Below are 17,165 nucleotides of genomic sequence, written 5' to 3'. Positions count from 1 at the left end.
AGATCGAGACAAACGCACCTCCGCAATTTGCCCTCTCGACCCGCACAGCCTGCCTTCAATTCCGCTCCGGCGATCTTCCGTGACCATCTTTCAGCCCCGACCTGAACCTGCATCCGCCGATCCAGCAAACTGTAGCATACAGCAGCGTTCGATTGCTGCACACCCGCTATGCCCGCACCGTTACCGCTTGTCTGCCGAGCAATACCCAGCGGTCTTCAAACAGCTCGCGCGGATAGTGCTCGACCGCTCCCGTGTCCGGGTCGTTGATGATCACATGCTGATCGTCATAGCCGGTCATCAGCATGCAGTGCTGTGGCGAAATCCAGCGAATTTCGGTACCGTCTTCATCCTGCCAGACGTCCGTCACCCGCCCTTCGCGCAATTTGAGCGTCGCCCAGACGACGACCGGACGCCCGCTGTCGAGCACTGCCAACACCTCGGCCAGACTTCCACCGCTGAGATCGACTGCAAGGCCCGGCAAATATCGCTCGATCAGCTCAGCGATCGGCCCGTGGAACACGCCATAGCTTTCTTTCTGAAACGGATCGCCGATAAACCCTTTGTTCGGGTTGCCTCCATACCATTTGCCGTCCACCTCATGTGGCAGCGCGACTTTGGGCAAGGCTTTGGCTACCTCCGTGTAGAGCACGTCAACTCCTGCCCAGTTCAACAGCATCGTCAGCGCCGTCGCTTCGCACCCGGTTGGCAGGACGGGATATTGGTTGATCACCGGAATCCCTTGGATCTCATGCCCCATCGCTTCTCCCTCCCTTTCCCAATCAGCAGTATTGCCCGTGCTCGTCGATGCCGATCGGATAGTAGGGCAGTTTCGAAACGATGCGGTAGAGTGGAGCATGCTCCTCCGCCAACCAATCGATCGTAAAATCTTTCGGGTTGGCATGTGTCATCCCATCGAAAAATTTGTCCTCATCCTTTGCCGTCAACTGTGCTTCTTCCAACACCAAAGCGGCATCCTCACTGCCTTCTTCCAATTCCTCTTCAAGGTCCATCGCCTCGAATTGGGCGTTCAACTTGTCACAAGCGATCCAGTATTTGCGAAACACAGCGATCACACGTCCTGCAAAAGCGACCGGTTGCCATGCTTCGGTCATCCATTTCTCCAGTTCCTCTTCACTGGCAAACTCTGCCCGATTGCGCTCGCGAATTCGCTCGCGACGCTCTTCCTCATCGACCACAGCCTGTCCCAGCTCTGCCGTATATTTTTCAAATAGTTCTCGATACGGATTCATCTTTCGGCTCCCTTCCTGCCAGACGGTAAAACTTCATCCCTTCATCTTTGTCCAATTCTACGCGTTTTATCAAGATCGTGCCAGATGTGGATTGCAGAAGTTCGAGCCTGCATAAGCAGATCGATGTCCGGAGGTAGAAGTCCATCTCCTTACATCACCAGCTCATAAATTTTGGAAAGTCCAAAATCATACTGCACTTTCATTCTATGGAAAGCTTTAGCATTCACCTATTCGACTGAGAAACCAACTTATAGATCCCAATGCTGACTGCGGCCGTTTCTGCGATTCCTAGTAAGCACACTATCTGTCGGGTCTGTGATTGTTACTCAATTCTTTCAGCCAGTTTTGCTGTTTTGTCGTATCACTTTTAGTCCCCTTCTAATCGGGTCTGGCATTGTTTGCACCGCTTCCACTAAGAAAGAACCTCGCCATGTATCGACGAGGCTCATCTGTTTTCCCTTCAAGCAGGCACTTCAACTTTGGAAAATGATCTCCCGAGGAAACTGTCTGTCCTCGTAATTGACCAGACAGGGCTTGTTCTTTACCAAACCATCGACCTCAACTATAAACTCTCGCACAAACTCCTGAAATTCTTGGTACACCTTTTCATCGACCCTTGTAAAACCATGCGCGAGAATGGATTGATTCCTGCTCCCGAGAAGACCTCTCAATTTCTTCAAATTCCCCTTTAAGAAAGGTCGCAGATTCGAATCGATCTCAAACAACAGTTTGATCGAATCCATCAGCGCGGTTTCCATCACGCCCTGTTCATTGCATTTCTTTTGCATCGCCTGGTAGTATTCAGCTGATACCTTCCCTTCCAACTCTGCTACCAACACCCACTTCGTGCGAATCCCATGACGGTTCAGCAACAACAATTGCCCTAACACTTCTAAGGTTCTATACAGTCGCGCGACCGCATCATCAAACTTCTGTTGCTCGCCTCGACGAACCGCATTGAAATAGAGGTCGTATGCCAATTCGAAGCCAACCCGTTCCACTCTTGGCTTCGTCAGATCATTATAGTAGCCGATCATCAAGCGTTTCGCCTTAGCAACTTCTTGCCCAAACAACCGCAACTGCAACGCAGCCTCCCCCAGATATTCCAACGTCTTGACCGCCGCATCATGTTCAAATTCATCCCAGAGACGAAAAGCTTTTGCGTAGCTTTCGAGTTGCTCTAACTTCTCAACCAATTGCTCTTGTTCAACTTCCTTGGAATGTTTGTTCTGAACATCTTGTAAAACTTCTTGGCACAATTCAACCGCAGATGGATAGTCACGACCATAAAGACGCTCCTGAATCCGTCTGACCTCTCTTCGCAACTCTACAACCCCATAATTTTGAAAACGTGCTCGGCTGAAATCGTCAACCTTATCCAAGTTCGGCCGTTTTCCTACGACCACGGAAAGTGAGACCTTTTCATCATTGGCAACCAACGCTCCAGCTGCACTCATCGATTTGGTGCCACCTGTAATATCAATCACAATCTCAGCATGGGGATATTCTTGGCGCATGAGTTGCACCTGTGCTGTGATTTTCGAGTACGCTTCAGAAATGTCGTCAGGGCTGTCCAGTTCGATAATGTTGTACTCGTCTTCTTGCAGTTGGAGTTGATTGAGAATGGATTGCTCCGACTTCCCAGCCTCATTTAGCAGGTGCTTCCCGACCGCTACCAGATCGGATTCCGATAGGTACATTTCATTTTGTTCTTTTGACGTGGCCAGCAAATACTTTGTGACGGCAGTAAAGGTTTCTTTCGCAGGTTTCCGAGTCGCACTTGTTGACCCGTCATTTTTCACACTGTCGCTACTGCTTGGCTGATTTTCTCTGCTTTTTGATGTGATAAACACGGTGTACTTGGGTTTCATGTCACGATGTGCGTTGATGATCGGAACACGCGACCCACCCACTGTCGTGATTAAAACTCTCTCCGTCATAAGCTCCCTCCGTTCCAAATCGTTGCGGATCAAACTACCCCAATCGCAATAGCCAAGCGATCACGTATTGCTGTTCCTTTTGAGTAAAACTCTGAAACTTCGGATGTAACAAGAACGCTTTTACTTTTTCCAGATCGCCTTGATTCACTTTTAACTCCTTCGAACGAGAGGGCAGCTCCTCCACCCATCGGTTGAACTGCTGCTGGCTCGCATACTCCTCCGAACAAGCTCGGTCTGCCGCTTGTTGTAGTTGGGCAACATGACTCCAAGCAGAACCGGCAATTTTTCTGCGAGTAACGGAAGCGGACTGCAAATGATTCGAACGATTCAGCATCTGATCGATATAGTCAATCAGTTCACCCTTACGCTGTTTTGAAAGCTGTGCGGTCGTCATGCCTTCCCTCCTAATAAGTCTTATGCCCGTAGCGGTCTCGCCCCCATTGGTTCTTCTTGTCGCGCTCGTACTGATAATGTTCGACCACACGTTGCACCTGTGCACGCAAAAACTCATCTTTCCCGTACTGCTCGACCCACTGCATGACGTCATCTTTCGTAAACGAGCGAACACCCTTCATGAAGGGACGTGCATAAGGATGCACCTGCTCCAGTTCGATCTGTACACTGCCGAAATAAGCAGGTTTGGCATAGCCGATTTTGCTTTGAAACTTTCTCGCCCCTTCTGCCGCGCCCAAGGACAGCACCAGCAAGGCCAACTCTTCCTGTTGCAAATTTTGGAACGTGATCTCTCCTTGAAACACAGCCCCCGCCTTTACCACCTGATACTCACTGCCGATGTGAGTTTGCGGCGTTCCATGCCGATACATCTTCCGCTGCAAATAGTCCTCGTCATTTTGATAGTGCTTTAGTGCTTTCTCCTCTCGCAATGGAGCGTATAGCGAAGGAATTTTGGAGACTCCAATATGCGTTTGCACATCCCCTTCAAGTTTGAAGTCGGTGAAGTCGATCAATCCCTTGGCGACATTGCCCTTCTGTTTCATCGTGTAGCCATATAGTCGACAAGCTACGCAAGCTCGCACATGACGAGGATTTTTGACCTCATCATTGCATGGGAAGTTATTTTGCTCTGGCACATGCCCATATTTGGCACCCCGAAACGGGTTGCAAGAATAGCTGATCATTTCCGTATGAGACCGACTCATTCCCTTCAAGGAACTGCCGGGAATCACCGGCCTCCCCTCACATGTGGTCAAGCCATTGACCAACTTCCCATCCGCCGATTCCAGTTTGCCTGTAGCGACCAAAAGCTCGGTCAACGCGGTGATCTTCAAAGAAAGTTTTCCGTGGTAACGGTCGGAGATCATCTGTTCACGTCCAACAATCTGTTCCCGTTCAACTTCTTTGTTGAAAGATACAAAGCGATACGGCTTGCTCATGCTCGCGCCTCCTTAGGTGCGGGGAAAGGAACATCCAGCAGAATTCCGCCGTCGCCGATCAGTTCTTCCAGCGAGTCAAAATACGCTTCCTTCCGCAGCAACGAGGCTTTCCACTCAAGCGCTTTACCGATCACGTCCTTGTCTTGAAATCCGGTGAGTTGTGACGTGTTTATGCGATAATCGCGCACCTTCAGTTGCAGGTTTTCAACGAGGAAACGTCCGAATCCACGCGTGGTCATCGAGCCGATTTTGATAAATCCCTCATCTAAATCTTGGAGCAACCACGCCACCAGAGCCAGTTGCCACAGCTCATAGTTGGTGAGCCGAATCTCGGCTTGGAAAACGCCACTCTCCACAATCTCCGTGTCAAATTTTACTCGGTCTGCTGCCCCTCCGGTGACACGGTGAATCCCTACGCCATGTCGCAAACCGGTCACCACTTCCGTGCCTTCGAGCGGGAAAGCATCTTGAAACAAAATTCGAGATTTGATCGCCGTCGATCCAAAAAGTTGCTGGACGGGGTCCGATTTTTTCTCGTAGATGTCCTTGATCACATCATCTTTTTCCTTACGAATTCTGCGAAACGTATCGATACCATGGTGACCCATCGTTTTCAAAAGTTGCTCCGCCCGCGAACGAAACACGCCTTTCAAGCTCGAACCCGGGATGACCGCTTCCAATTTCCCCTTGCGGTAGGAGCGCAAAATTTGGCTGTCCGGCAAAGTCGGGTCTAAGAGATCTTCGCTTCCACTTTTGACCACAAAGGGGGAATCTGTGCGCAAGTGAAACTGAAACACTGCCTCATTTCGAAGTTCTTTAAACATGCTACACCTCCATCTGCAGAGGAGCGAAGAGTGGGGTTGCATATGATTCAAACGGAACTTCGGCTCCCTCTTTCTTTAACAGCGCGGCAAAAAAGTTGTTCGGATTGCGTTCGAGCACCTTCCAATTAGCGCCTTCGACTTTACCTAACCCACGAGCCGCCTTACCACCAAGCGTCACCTCACCGCTGCGCAAAAGTTCCAGCCCGACAAAAAGCCAGACCTTTTCCTCGTCCGTCAAATTCGAAGCACGTAGTGAGAAATGAAACGCCGTGCCTGCCGGTACTGCCTCAAATTCGTACTTCACGCCATGCTTGGTCGTACCCGAATCGCGGTCAATACCCACGCCATCGCGGTGGTCATAGCGTCCGCCCCACGAATCCAGCACCACCTCGCTATCAAAAAATTGCACTTTCCCCGCCATCATCGTGTTACCGAACAGATGGCACAAAATACAAGACTCATTACTGACGATCTGAGCAATCTCTTCTGCCTGCTTACCATTACGAAAGTGAATATCTCTGACCTCATACTTCTGCGAGTCCTTCAAACAAAAATGATCGTCATCGGTCGAGATACAAGCCGACTTCCCACTGGCCGACTTGGGTAATGTTGCTACGTCAGACAATCGCTCTAATACCGAACGAAGTGTGCCTTTCAACGAAGAGCCCGGAATATAAGGCGCACCGTTTGCACGCTTAACTACTTCGTTCCCCACTCCGAACAATCCATTATTTCCTGCTCCAATGTGGAGCGGAGTCACAAGGTGAACTTCCCCACAAACAGACAGTTCGTTTTGAAAGAGATGGAACTGGCTCATCTTCCCCCCCCTTTTTGATGCCCCTTGTATCCTTTGAGACGATCAGACCCATGCGAATTTCGATCCTCAGTTCTTGTCCGATTGTCATTTTTCTTTTTAATCGTCGAGGAACTGTAAGTAAACTGCCAATGCATGTACACAAAAAACCGCTCGACCAATCTCATCCCAAGCTCAGTCACCCCGTCGCATTCCATAACATCAGAAGCAATCTTCTTCGCCTCCCCATCAATCCGGTTCAGCACTGCGACCATCCGATCCCCAAACTTTTTGCCCTCGTGCATATGCGCCCAGCCGTTTCCTCCATCCCGCCCCATCTGGTACCGCACAAACAGTTTGAGTTCAGGAATCCCGGAAGCAGTCTGCGAGGCGCGCAACAAGTTTTGCACTTGGCTTTTCCCAATGCCCTTCTCGTCGTTGCCCAGCGGAATCACCCGTTCCAAATGCGCTTTCAACCCCTCCAGTTGCTCCAACAAAAAATCTGATGAGTCTTTGACCGCTTTTTCGATGAACATCGTGTTATTCGTGATCATGACGCTCCTCCTTCAATACAAAACTGGGTGCAAGCGTAACCAAGCTGGAATGGGGCGACAGGTGTAGCCCTTGCGCATGAATCTGCTCAAGCCACGACTGCAATCCTTGTTGGACCTCCGCATCCACCACCAAAATCGAGCCAGGGAGCAGGTAGCGTGTGATCTGCTCTTGTCGCGCCATGGCACCGTTTTGAAAATTCCTCCGCATCGTTTGCTGGGTGTAGGCAAACGTCACGCGCAGGTCGGCAGGTGCTCCCGCCTTGTTTTTCAGCCACTCTGCATAAGCTTGGCAGTAGGTCTCAATGTCGTCCTCGTCGCTTTCGTCAAAAGCGGGGAGTTCCACAGGCAACATACCATTGAGCAACAACGGCACCGAGGTATCGCCGACAGTCGCTTGCCAGTTTGCAATTCTCTGACTCGGAAATGGCTCAGAGTCCACTTTTTCCACCTGTATGCACATTCGACCAAGGCCCACGGTGATGTGCTTGCCAATGCGAAGCCCTGCATCTTGTACCGAGAAATCGAATTGCTGTGCGATTTCCTCCGGCACCAACAGATCGCCGACAAACTGCAAAGGCGTGCGCTGTTCATCGCAAAATGGCTCGCCGATTTGCAAACTGAACAGTTGCCCATCCGCACTCACTCGGCGACGCTCATCCAAGGCGACGCGGGTCACTGTCCGTTTGAACAAGCGTTTTCCTTCCGGCCATTTCCACCCGGATTTTCGTTCCAAACGCTCGCCACATGTGCAGGCCATTCGCGTCCCTTTGCTTCGCTGGTGGCGAGTGCGATAGAAAGCGCTCAGAAAATCAGCTTGCGGATGCTTTCGATCCAGTTTGCAACCAAACGTGGATGCGGCGAAGTGTTCCACTCCAAATGGGGAGCAGTCTGTAAAGCGCAGTTGGGAGAAATGTTGGAACCACGGAATCCACTTCGCTTCACAACCCTCGACTCCGATTCGTTCCGAATCAATGTAATAGCGCTTCTGTCCTTCTCTTGCTTCGCGCTCGACATCATAGCCGCCGTGCGCTTCCAGAATCCGCCGTGCCAGCGCCGCTTGCAGGTTCGGAGCGGGGACGTACTCCAAGGTTTCGTAGTGGTTATCACGCAGTTGATGCCCACCGATCAAGAAAGGAGAACGCGGCGTGAGTGTAATTTTATAGCGGATCATCTCGCGTTCGCCTGCCTTTCTTGCTCTCGTTGCAGGAGCGATTTCACATGCTCCCACTCCCAGATTTCCGTGCTCTCGTTTTGCTTCACTTCCAACCAGCAATAACTTTGCTCTGCCCGTGCCAATTCCATATCCGTTGGCACTCCATAGGTCATTTCGATACGCCCGCGCCCGATTGAGGCACCGGAGCCGATCGATTTAATATCCAACAGGCACAGGAGCAGGACCAGACCGATCTCCTCCGATTCCTCTTCCTGAACAAACGTCTCCAGCGTACCTTGCAACGGGAGCATCGGCTTGACTACTTTTTCGGTGATCACGGCTGTGTCTTTCACCGTTTTGCGATACCGATCCATCGCGACGCGCGTGTAGAGGTGCGACCAATCGGCATCGTCAATCTGTGCCGTATCGAGCAGCGCGTCCTGAAAATACACCTGCCCCGTGTTTTGACCGGCATTGCCGAACAAAAATTGTTGATGTCTGGCCCAGTTTGGGTTGATCGAGAGCAGGCGACGGAAGGAGTCCCGAACCTTCCCTTTCATCGTCGAGCCCGGCAGATAGGGCCGTCCCAGAAAATCGGTCAGATACCCGGCATCCACGCCTCCTTGTTGGTTGGCCGTCCCGCCGATCAACCAAGCTGATTGAAACTGCAAGCGATACTGACAAGCAAGCCTCACTTTAGGCTTCATCCTGTACCCCTCCCTTCAAAACAGACCAAAGCTCTACCAGATCATGCCAAGGGCTGTAGAGTTGCATCCCTTCTTCCGCATCGTGTTGTTGTTTGCGATAGTAGAGCAGGTCATTTTCCATCCCCGCAATCGGGTGAGATTCCAGCCACTGATGCACCTTTTGGCGCTGTTTGTTCGATTCGCGATCTGTCAGCATGTAATAGTAGTAGTGCAGCTTAGCTTCTTCGACCGAAAGATTCTGTACCACATCGCGCATGTGGTAGAGGATGCTTCGCGAGCCAACCGTCTTTTGCAACTCATCGATCCACGCTTCCATCAACTGTGCCTGTGGGAAAGAATAAGGGCGCATCAATTGATAGACGGTGATCGGGTTTTGGTAGCGATCTTTGGCCGACTTTTGAAAGAGCAGATTGCGCTCTTCTTGCACGCCTTCGCCAAGTGCTGTACTGCGTAGGACTTGGAAGTCGATACTGCCGCCGCGCCATGTTTCTCTGTTCTGCTTTTTGACCTGTTTGGCTGAGGTCAGCAAGTCGGAAGCTGTGCGAAAGAGGATGGCAAACGGGGTCGCCGCCGCGGCGATAGAAATGCCAAACGAGATGGTCATCCCCTCTTGCTCGGCATAGGTATCCAAGGCTTGGTCAAATTTCTCTCCAATCACCCGCGCCACTTGTAGCGCATGATTGGCGGGCAGAATCAGCAAGACATCGTCCCCCCCGACGGCGATGACTTCACACTGCAACTTTCGTTCGACAATCGTCGTGTAGGTCGCCAAGCGCGTAACCTGATCAAACAGCACGGAAAAATAGCGGAACTGGGTCAGGCTCTCCAACCGTTCGACCACTTTGCCCATGTTGTTTCCGTCTCCGTATACGATTGCAATCTGGCCATCAGCTCCCTTTACCCCAGCGATGGCATCCAGATCTTTTGACACTTCCAATTGGACGTTGCCAAGCTCAGCACGATATTGTTTTGACATTACTTCCATCTCTTGCAAAAATTCCTTCTCTGCCTCTTGGTTGCCACTGCATACTTTTTGAAAGCAGGCAGTACATTGCGCCTGAATTCCGTTGCGTTTGACAAACACCGTGGCTTCACGCAAGCGGCAGGAGACGCAGATCGCTTTGTCTTCCAGCAAGAGAAAGGCGGTGTCGCGTGTTTCTCGTTGCAATTCTTGGAGATAGGTCTGAAAATCGCTCAATTCATAGGGATGTTCAAGATCACCGCTCAACAGTGAGTGGTCCCGGGTACGCATCTGAATGGAGGCAGCGAAGTCGGTTCCCATCGTCATTTGACGCTCGGTTTTCTTTTGCTCGATCCAAGCCAAGGTGCCATTGAAATGGGTGCAGTCTAACTCTCCCCATGTAACGGTGGCCGAGTAAGCGACCGCTTGGGCGCTGCCAGTCATCTCGCGGTAGATGTTTTCTATCTTTTTCGCGACTGGTTTGCCTTGTGCTTCTGGCAAGATCAGCAAAATGTTCCCGCCCCCGCTGTACACCACCGATTCTGGGGTCAGCGTGTTGAGAAGGAACTGTGGGATCTGTTTTTGGCTGATCCCTTCCAGCAGTCGACTCGCGCCGCGAATCTCCTGAATTTTGTTCGATTCCAAGAGGTACTGTTTGATCTTGACCGCCCCTGCTTTGACGATAGAGAGTTGACGGTCTTTCCATTCCACGGCCACTTCGCCTGTGATCAGGAAATGGTCGATCGCCTGCACGCGCTCTTGCAACTCGCCAACTGTCGGAGCGATGTGCAGAAGTTCCGCACGCAATTGGCTCCACTCTTCCTCTTGCGGATGAAACAGTGCATAATAGAGGCCCACTCGGAGCAGAACAAAGTCCGCCAGACGATTGCGCGTTTCTATGGTTTGTCCGGAGCGGCTGTCCTGTGAAGTCTGCGGTACGGGATACGGCAAGTGGAAGGCAAGGAGCTCATCATCGACTTGCCCGAATGGAAACGCGGAGCTTGTCCAGACTTGGTACCTTTTGGCCGGACTTTTGCCTTGCAGTTGGCCTGCTGCTTTTTGTAGCAGTTCTGCATAGTCTTGTTGATCGATGCCAAACTCCACGCCCGTCACCGAGTCCCGCCAAAGGTAATCTGTGGCACGATACGGTCGCGGCTCTCTTTTTTGAAACGGATCGCGCAACCAACTGCGCCAGTCAATCACATTCAATGAGATCGCTCCTTATCCGATGTAAATATTGTTTGTTGAATTGATCTTAGACATACATAAATACAATCAAATGTATAATCTATTTACCTATCTCTCTTTCATTTCGATATTTATCAAGAGAAAACCTTTTACAAAAAACAAAAACCACCAAAACTTTACACGTCTTGGTGGTTGATGATCATTTTTGTTATGAACCCCAGATGAGATGAAGTTTACCTAAGCCAAACACGGTCTGTTTGCCGATACCTAGCGCTTCTGCGGCGAGCAGGAAGGGAATGAACGGTGTGAGATCACCTTCATACGATACTTCGCCCATAATTCCGCCCAAGCTCATTTTCGTATCCTGACGCGCCGAGAACCTTTCCCAATCGACCCAGCGGGCAGAAGAGGTTACGACTTTAACTCCTTCGGCTTTTCGCAACAGGTTGTGGAAGTCGAGGTTCAGTTCCTGTCCGCCATGATGGAAATACAACAGACTGCTCACGCGGCGTAAGGCATTGCGGATTAGCAGATGAAATTGTGGATCTGCGGTATAGTTCCCGTTGTATTTCATGCGCAGTGGTGTTTCAAAGGTGACGGTAAAGCTGTGAGCGGTGATTTGGGCCGCACGGTCGAGCAGTTTTTGACCTGTGAAGATGATTGGACGATGCTGGATATGCTTTTGATGGCTGTCGTAGATGAGAAAGGAGGAACCGGTGGAAAGATTAATCACTTCCACTCGATGTAAGGTGTAGGGTTTGCGTTCTTTGCCGATCCCTTTTGAGCCCAGCATTTCAAAGGCACGAATAAAAAATGGCACATAATCAAAAGCATCGCCAAAGATGGATAGCTCAAAACTCAGTTTTTCCCCCGGTTTAAAAAAGCGCTTTCCGTCAAACTCGCTGGAGATCACATACGGTCGCGGAACACTTTCAAATTTGGGAGCAACTTTAGAGTTTACTGGTGGTTTAGTTTCAAATACATAGATGTACGGACACGAATGCTGAATTGAGCAATCCGTACACTCTTTCCCCGGAAAAGCGCAAGTCAGCGCCTTAAACACACGTCCAAATCCACCACGAAAGGCAGACGTCTTAAATGGCGGAAGTTCCAGCCCATTCGCTCCCGCTTCGAGGGTGAATCGATATTTTGAAATTCGTAAGGCATCGAGCATTTCATATCCTCCAGTTTTTGATTTGGGTGGTGCAGCAAGAAGTAGGGAACTACAAATAAAAAAATAGCTACAAGTATTACCCGTATACGTCCAACATCCAGAAGTTTCAGTCCCCTTCTACTCGGGTCTGCCATTGTTACTCCTCAATGCGGAGCACGGATGGACAGGCTTCGCAAACTTTCAGTCCCCTATACATCGGGTCTGCCATTGTTACGTCGGAATGATGAATCAAGCACTGAACGCGAACCAGAGCTTTCAGTCCCCTATACATCGGGTCTGCCATTGTTACGGTACTCATAATGTACAACAATGTTCGTGGTACAGGTCTTTCAGTCCCCTATACATCGGGTCTGCCATTGTTACCGACCTCGGTCGGCATGAGTAAACTCAGTCGTGGCGCGGCTTGACGAGACGCTTTGTCCCGTCTGCATTGGCCATTTTTTCGAGGATCGACTTTTTGCATCAAAAAGCGGGGAGATCCTCGAAAATCAGTTTCTGCTCCATTAAGTATTTCCAATTCCAGTATAACTGATGCAAGCTGCGGAGAGAATAGTAGTTTTGAATTTGCTTTCCCCCTGAAAGCAAAGGACGCCCTGCCCGCAGGCAGAGCGTCCTTTGCTGTATTTCCACAACCGCACTTCATTGAAACCTGCGGTGATTTTTCTTTCCGTCGTGGGTGAAGATCACAGCCCGACCGTCGAGAACGGTTTCCAAATGAATCGTCCGTCCCCAGAGATTGTAGACGTGGGGAAGCGTCTTTTCGAGGTATTTGACATCAAGTTCGGTACCGTCAAAACTGTGTTTGAGATACAGTTCACCATTTTTCAAATAATCGCCATCTTGTGCGGTCAACACGGGGAACCCGCCATTGACACGGGAGGCGCACAGCATGTCACGCACCTTTTCCCAGTCTTTTTCGACGACCTTCCACTCGTTGCCCACTTTCTGGTAGAGATAGAGGTCCATCTCCTCACAGAGCTCTTTGGTCAGATAGTTGCGCAGGAATGACGAGTCCGATTCCACCTCGCGAATCTCCCACATCGCCTCGCGACCATAGCGCTTTTCAATATCTTCCCACATCTTCAGTCCCACATGATACGGGTTGAGCGAAGTGCGCGATGGCATGATCACACCGGCGTTCATTTTTGCAAACTCCACCGTCTCCCCTTCATCAAGGTCCAATTCCCGCATGATCTGCAGATGCCAGTAGGTCGCCCAGCCTTCGTTCATGATCTTCGTCTCCAGCTGTGGCCAGAAGTAGAGCATCTCTTCTCGCATCACCGACAGAATGTCGCGTTGCCAGTCCTGCAGGTGCTTGGCATGTTCCATGATGAACATCATCAGGTCCTTCTCTGGCTCTGCAGGAAAGCGCGGTGTCGGCTGAGACTGCGTTTCCTCTTTCACAGCGCCGATCTCGAACAGGTCCGCATACGGATCGACTTGCTCCGGAGAAGCGACAGACTGGGCCTGATTTCCTTTGCGCATGTTGCGGCCGACCAGCGCCGGGTCCACATGTTCTTGCAGGGCGAGCGCCGAGTCGATAAACTCCTCCACCGCCAGTTTCCCATATTCGATCTCATACTGACGGATTCGCTCTGCCGATGCGGCCATCGAATCGACCATAAAGCGCGATGTGTTGTAAAAACGGGCATTGTGTTTGAAAAAATCGCAGTGGCCGAGCACATGCGCCACGATCAACTTGTTTTGCAATAGCGTGTTGCTGTCCAGCAGAAAGGCATAGCACGGGTCGGAGTTGATCACCAGCTCGTAAATTTTGGAAAGTCCAAAATCATACTGCACTTTCATTCTATGGAAAGCTTTTCCAAAGCTCCAGTGTGAAAATCTCGTCGGCATCCCATACGCACCAAACGTGTAGATGATCTCGCTCGGGCAGATTTCATAATGCATGTCGTAAAAATCCAACCCGAAGTCGCGGGCGATCATCGTAATCTCCTCAATCGCCTCTTCCAACTCTTTCAGCTCGTTTTTCTTCACGAACAGCCCCCCTTTTTCTACGAGGCCTGGATGGCATCGCCAGCCTTGAAGAACGTGGTCAGCGCTTTGTACACTTCGCCCTTTTCCTTGATCAGGACGTTTTTGAATTTCGGATCGGTCACGTTTTTGAACGCGCTCATCAGCGTCGAAGAACGATTGTACTGATTTACCTCCCCGTACCCAAAAATATTTGAAATTTCCATAAGCTCCTTGACGAGTCGAATACATTTTTCGTTGTCAGAACTGAGATTGTCACCGTCAGAAAAGTGGAAGGGGTAGATGTTGAACTTATTGGGTGGATACTTTTCGGCGATCAGTTGCAGCGCCAACCTGTAAGCGGAGGAGCAGATCGTCCCCCCGCTTTCCCCTTTGGTGAAAAATTCATGCTCGGTGACCACTTTCGCCTCGGTATGATGGGCGATGTATTGAATGTCCACATGCTCATAGCGAGTGCGCAAAAAGCGGGTCATCCAGAAGAAGAACGAACGGGCGATATACTTTTCAAACTGTCCCATCGAACCGGACGTGTCCATCATCGCCAACACCACCGCCTGTGAATGCGGCACTTCGATCTCCTCCCACGTCTTGTAGCGCAGGTCGTCGGGGTGGATGTTTTTCAGGTGCTTTTGACCTGCCAACGCATTGCGACGTACCGCTTCCATCAGCGTGCGGCGTTTGTCGATGTTTCCACTGAGTCCCTTTTTGCGAATGTCGTTAAAACGGATGTCCTGTGTTCGGATATCATCGAGGGTTTTGCGCTGTAAGTTGGGTAGTTCGAGATCTTTGAACAGCATCGTCTCGATCTCATCGAGCGACACTTCCGCCTCATAGTAATCGATGCCCGGCTGCTCCCCTGCTCCTTCGCCTTTGCCTTGCCCTTTTTGCTGTGCTCCGCTCGGGTCTTTGCCCAACACGTCGCCAACGGATGACGAGCCATCGCCTTGTCCGCCGTGCTGGCCTTTGTTGTAGTTGTAACGGAATTTGTACTCATCGAGCGATCGAATCGGCACTTTGATGATCTGCCGTCCGTTTTGCATGATGATGCTCTCATCGGTGACGAGGTCGGCGAGGTTTTTCTTGATGGCGTCCCTCACCTTTTCTTGGTGGCGCAACTGGTCCTGATAGCCTTTGCGATGCAAGGACCAATCATCTTTAGAGATGATAAAGTTTGGTTGGTGAACCATTCGCGCTCCCTCCTTCCTTGTAACCATCAGATTTGGAAAAGGGACAGGTGCGAACGCTGTCCTGTCCCCCGTTTGGGCCGACTATCGATTGAGCAAGCTGCCGGTGTAGCGGAGCAGTTCATTCGCACAGACCGGGCAGTAGCCGTGTTCATCGATCAGTTGTTTCGTCACTTCATTAACCTTTTTCAGTTGCTGCTCATCGGGCGTTTTCGTCGAGGTGGTGATCTTGACCACGTCTTTCAGGTCGGAGAACAACTTTTTCTCGATCGCTTCCCGCAAGCGTTCATGTGAGTTGTAGGCAAACTTCTTGCCGCGGCGCGCATAGGTGGAAATGCGGATCAGAATCTCTTCTCGAAACGCCTTTTTCGCATTTTCGGAGATGCCGATCTGCTCCTCGATCGAGCGCATCAAGCGTTCATCAGGATCGACCTCTTCACCTGTGACTGGATCTTTCAGCCGTTGCCAGTTGCAGTACGCTTCCACGTTGTCGAGATAGTTTTCCAGCAAGGTCTTAGCAGACTCTTCATAGGAGTAGACGAACGCCTTCTGCACTTCTTTTTTGGCCAGTTCATCATACTCTTTGCGGGCGACGGCGATGAAGTTCATCAGCCGCTCTTTATCCTCTTTGGAGATCGAGGCGTGCTGATCGAGCCCTTCTTTGATCGCGCGCAGGACATCGAGCGCGTTGATGCAGTTCGTATCGCGGCGAATCAGCGCCGAAGAGATGCGGTTGATGACATAGCGCGGATCGATGCCCGACATCCCTTCATCGTGTGACTCGTTTTTCAGTTCCTGTACGTCCTTTTCCTTATATCCCTCCACAGCCGCCCCGTCATAGAGCTTGAGCTTTTTGAGCAGATCCATGCCCTGCTTTTTCGAATCTTTCAGACGGGTGAGAATGGAGAAGATCGAAGCTGTCTTCAGCGCGTGTGGAGAGATGTGGACATGGCGCATGTCAGACTGCTGGACCAGCTTTTCATAAATTTTGACTTCATCGCTGACTCGCAGATTGTACGGAATTGGCATCACGATCATCCGCGACTGTAGCGCCTCATTTTTCTTGTTGGCGATGAACGTTTTATATTCCGTTTCATTGGTATGGGCAACGATCATTTCATCGGCTGAGATAAGTGCAAATCGTCCCGCTTTGAAGTTGCCCTCCTGGGTTAGCGAGAGCAGGTGCCAGAGGAATTTTTCATCGCATTTGAGCATCTCTTGGAACTCCATCAGGCCGCGATTCGCTTTATTCAGTTCGCCGTCGAACTTGTACGCACGCGGATCTGATTCGGAACCGTACTCGGAGATCGTCGAAAAGTCGATCGAACCGGTCAGATCGGCGATGTCTTGTGATTTCGGATCGGACGGGGAAAAGGTGCCAATTCCGACGCGCTCGTCTTCGGAGAGGACGATCCGCTCAACTTGCACGTCCTCGAGGCGCCCACCATACTCCGCTTGCAGGCGCATGCGGCAGGAGGGGCAGAGATTGCCTTCGATGCGCACCCCAAATTCCTGTTCAAAATCGGCGCGCAACTCATTGGGGATCAGATGCAGCGGCTCTTCGTGCATCGGGCAGCCTTTGATCGCATACAAGGCGCCTTCATCGGTGCGGGAGTAACGCTCCAGCCCTTTTTTCAACATCGTGACGATCGTCGATTTCCCGCCGGAGACCGGCCCCATCAGCAGCAAAATCCGCTTGCGTACATCGAGGCGACGGGCGGCCGAATGGAAATACTCCTCGACCAATCGCTCCAGCGATGCATCGAGCCCGAAGATTTCGCCCGAGAAAAAGTGGTATTTTTTTCGTCCGTTTTCGTCTGTCGTGATCCCCTCAGATGCGATCATGTTATAGATGCGAGAATGTGACGTTTGCGAAACGCCCGGATACTGTCTCACGATTTGCAGATAGTCAACGAACGTTCCTTCCCATCGCAGTTGTTCCTCTTGAGCCCGATAGGCATTCAACCGATTCAGCAGGTCCATGTTCGCTCCATCCTCCTTTTTTCGTCGGGCCCGTGCCCAACTGTTCCGCTGGGTCCCTGTGGTATTGA

At 51.0% G+C, this 17,165-nt stretch carries 15 protein-coding genes; all 15 read right to left on the bottom strand.

The annotated features are described in order from the left end of the window. Positions 1–166 precede the first annotated feature (166 nt). Positions 167–757, bottom strand: coding sequence for a C39 family peptidase (locus CIG75_RS05460; RefSeq protein ID WP_157729405.1), 591 nt, complete (start codon positions 755–757; stop codon positions 167–169). Between the two features lie 22 nt (positions 758–779). Beyond that, positions 780–1,250: a hypothetical protein gene (locus tag CIG75_RS05455; RefSeq protein WP_094235746.1), complete on the bottom strand. Its 471-nt coding sequence runs from the start codon at positions 1,248–1,250 to the stop codon at positions 780–782. Positions 1,251–1,723: 473 nt separating this feature from the next. Then, positions 1,724–3,223: a TIGR02710 family CRISPR-associated CARF protein gene (locus CIG75_RS05450; RefSeq protein ID WP_157729404.1), complete on the bottom strand. Its 1,500-nt coding sequence runs from the start codon at positions 3,221–3,223 to the stop codon at positions 1,724–1,726. A 1-nt stretch (position 3,224) separates the two neighbouring features. After that, positions 3,225–3,584, bottom strand: a complete 360-nt coding sequence (locus CIG75_RS05445) for a hypothetical protein (RefSeq protein WP_094235744.1) — start codon at positions 3,582–3,584, stop codon at positions 3,225–3,227. Positions 3,585–3,594: 10 nt separating this feature from the next. Next, the gene (locus CIG75_RS05440; RefSeq protein WP_094235743.1) at positions 3,595–4,584 is read right to left on the bottom strand and encodes an RAMP superfamily CRISPR-associated protein; all 990 of its coding nucleotides are present in this window, start codon (positions 4,582–4,584) and stop codon (positions 3,595–3,597) included. After that, positions 4,581–5,408 carry an RAMP superfamily CRISPR-associated protein gene (locus CIG75_RS05435; protein WP_157729403.1) on the bottom strand — a complete coding sequence of 276 codons (828 nt, stop codon included), beginning with the start codon at positions 5,406–5,408 and terminating at the stop codon, positions 4,581–4,583. Before CIG75_RS05435 ends, CIG75_RS05440 begins: the two co-directional genes overlap by 4 nt. 1 nt (position 5,409) lies before the next feature. Then, positions 5,410–6,225, bottom strand: a complete 816-nt coding sequence (csx7, locus tag CIG75_RS05430) for a type III CRISPR-associated RAMP protein Csx7 (protein ID WP_094235741.1) — start codon at positions 6,223–6,225, stop codon at positions 5,410–5,412. Further along, positions 6,222–6,755, bottom strand: a complete 534-nt coding sequence (locus tag CIG75_RS05425) for a hypothetical protein (protein ID WP_094235740.1) — start codon at positions 6,753–6,755, stop codon at positions 6,222–6,224. Before CIG75_RS05425 ends, csx7 begins: the two co-directional genes overlap by 4 nt. Beyond that, positions 6,742–7,926 carry a hypothetical protein gene (locus CIG75_RS05420; protein ID WP_094235739.1) on the bottom strand — a complete coding sequence of 395 codons (1,185 nt, stop codon included), beginning with the start codon at positions 7,924–7,926 and terminating at the stop codon, positions 6,742–6,744. The genes CIG75_RS05425 and CIG75_RS05420 overlap by 14 nt, the downstream gene beginning before the upstream one ends. After that, positions 7,923–8,615: an RAMP superfamily CRISPR-associated protein gene (locus CIG75_RS05415; RefSeq protein WP_094235738.1), complete on the bottom strand. Its 693-nt coding sequence runs from the start codon at positions 8,613–8,615 to the stop codon at positions 7,923–7,925. Before CIG75_RS05415 ends, CIG75_RS05420 begins: the two co-directional genes overlap by 4 nt. Further along, positions 8,605–10,779, bottom strand: a complete 2,175-nt coding sequence (locus CIG75_RS05410; protein ID WP_407701284.1) for a Cas10/Cmr2 second palm domain-containing protein — start codon at positions 10,777–10,779, stop codon at positions 8,605–8,607. Before CIG75_RS05410 ends, CIG75_RS05415 begins: the two co-directional genes overlap by 11 nt. A 193-nt stretch (positions 10,780–10,972) precedes the next feature. Continuing rightward, the gene (cas6, locus tag CIG75_RS05405; RefSeq protein WP_094235736.1) at positions 10,973–11,938 is read right to left on the bottom strand and encodes a CRISPR system precrRNA processing endoribonuclease RAMP protein Cas6; all 966 of its coding nucleotides are present in this window, start codon (positions 11,936–11,938) and stop codon (positions 10,973–10,975) included. Between the two features lie 639 nt (positions 11,939–12,577). Continuing rightward, on the bottom strand, positions 12,578–13,933 hold the full coding sequence (locus CIG75_RS05400; RefSeq protein ID WP_094235735.1) for a SpoVR family protein: 1,356 nt from the start codon (positions 13,931–13,933) through the stop codon (positions 12,578–12,580). 17 nt (positions 13,934–13,950) lie between these two features. Further along, complete coding sequence (yhbH, locus tag CIG75_RS05395; protein ID WP_094235734.1) at positions 13,951–15,117, bottom strand: sporulation protein YhbH; 1,167 nt, start codon at positions 15,115–15,117, stop codon at positions 13,951–13,953. A gap of 81 nt (positions 15,118–15,198) precedes the next feature. Next, positions 15,199–17,097, bottom strand: a complete 1,899-nt coding sequence (locus CIG75_RS05390) for a PrkA family serine protein kinase (RefSeq protein ID WP_094235733.1) — start codon at positions 17,095–17,097, stop codon at positions 15,199–15,201. Positions 17,098–17,165: the final 68 nt, after the last annotated feature.

The sequence above is a fragment of the Tumebacillus algifaecis genome, from assembly GCF_002243515.1.
GTDB lineage: Bacteria > Bacillota > Bacilli > Tumebacillales > Tumebacillaceae > Tumebacillus_A > Tumebacillus_A algifaecis.
Note: the sequence above shows the minus strand (reverse complement) of the source record. Positions and strands in the feature narration are given on the sequence as shown.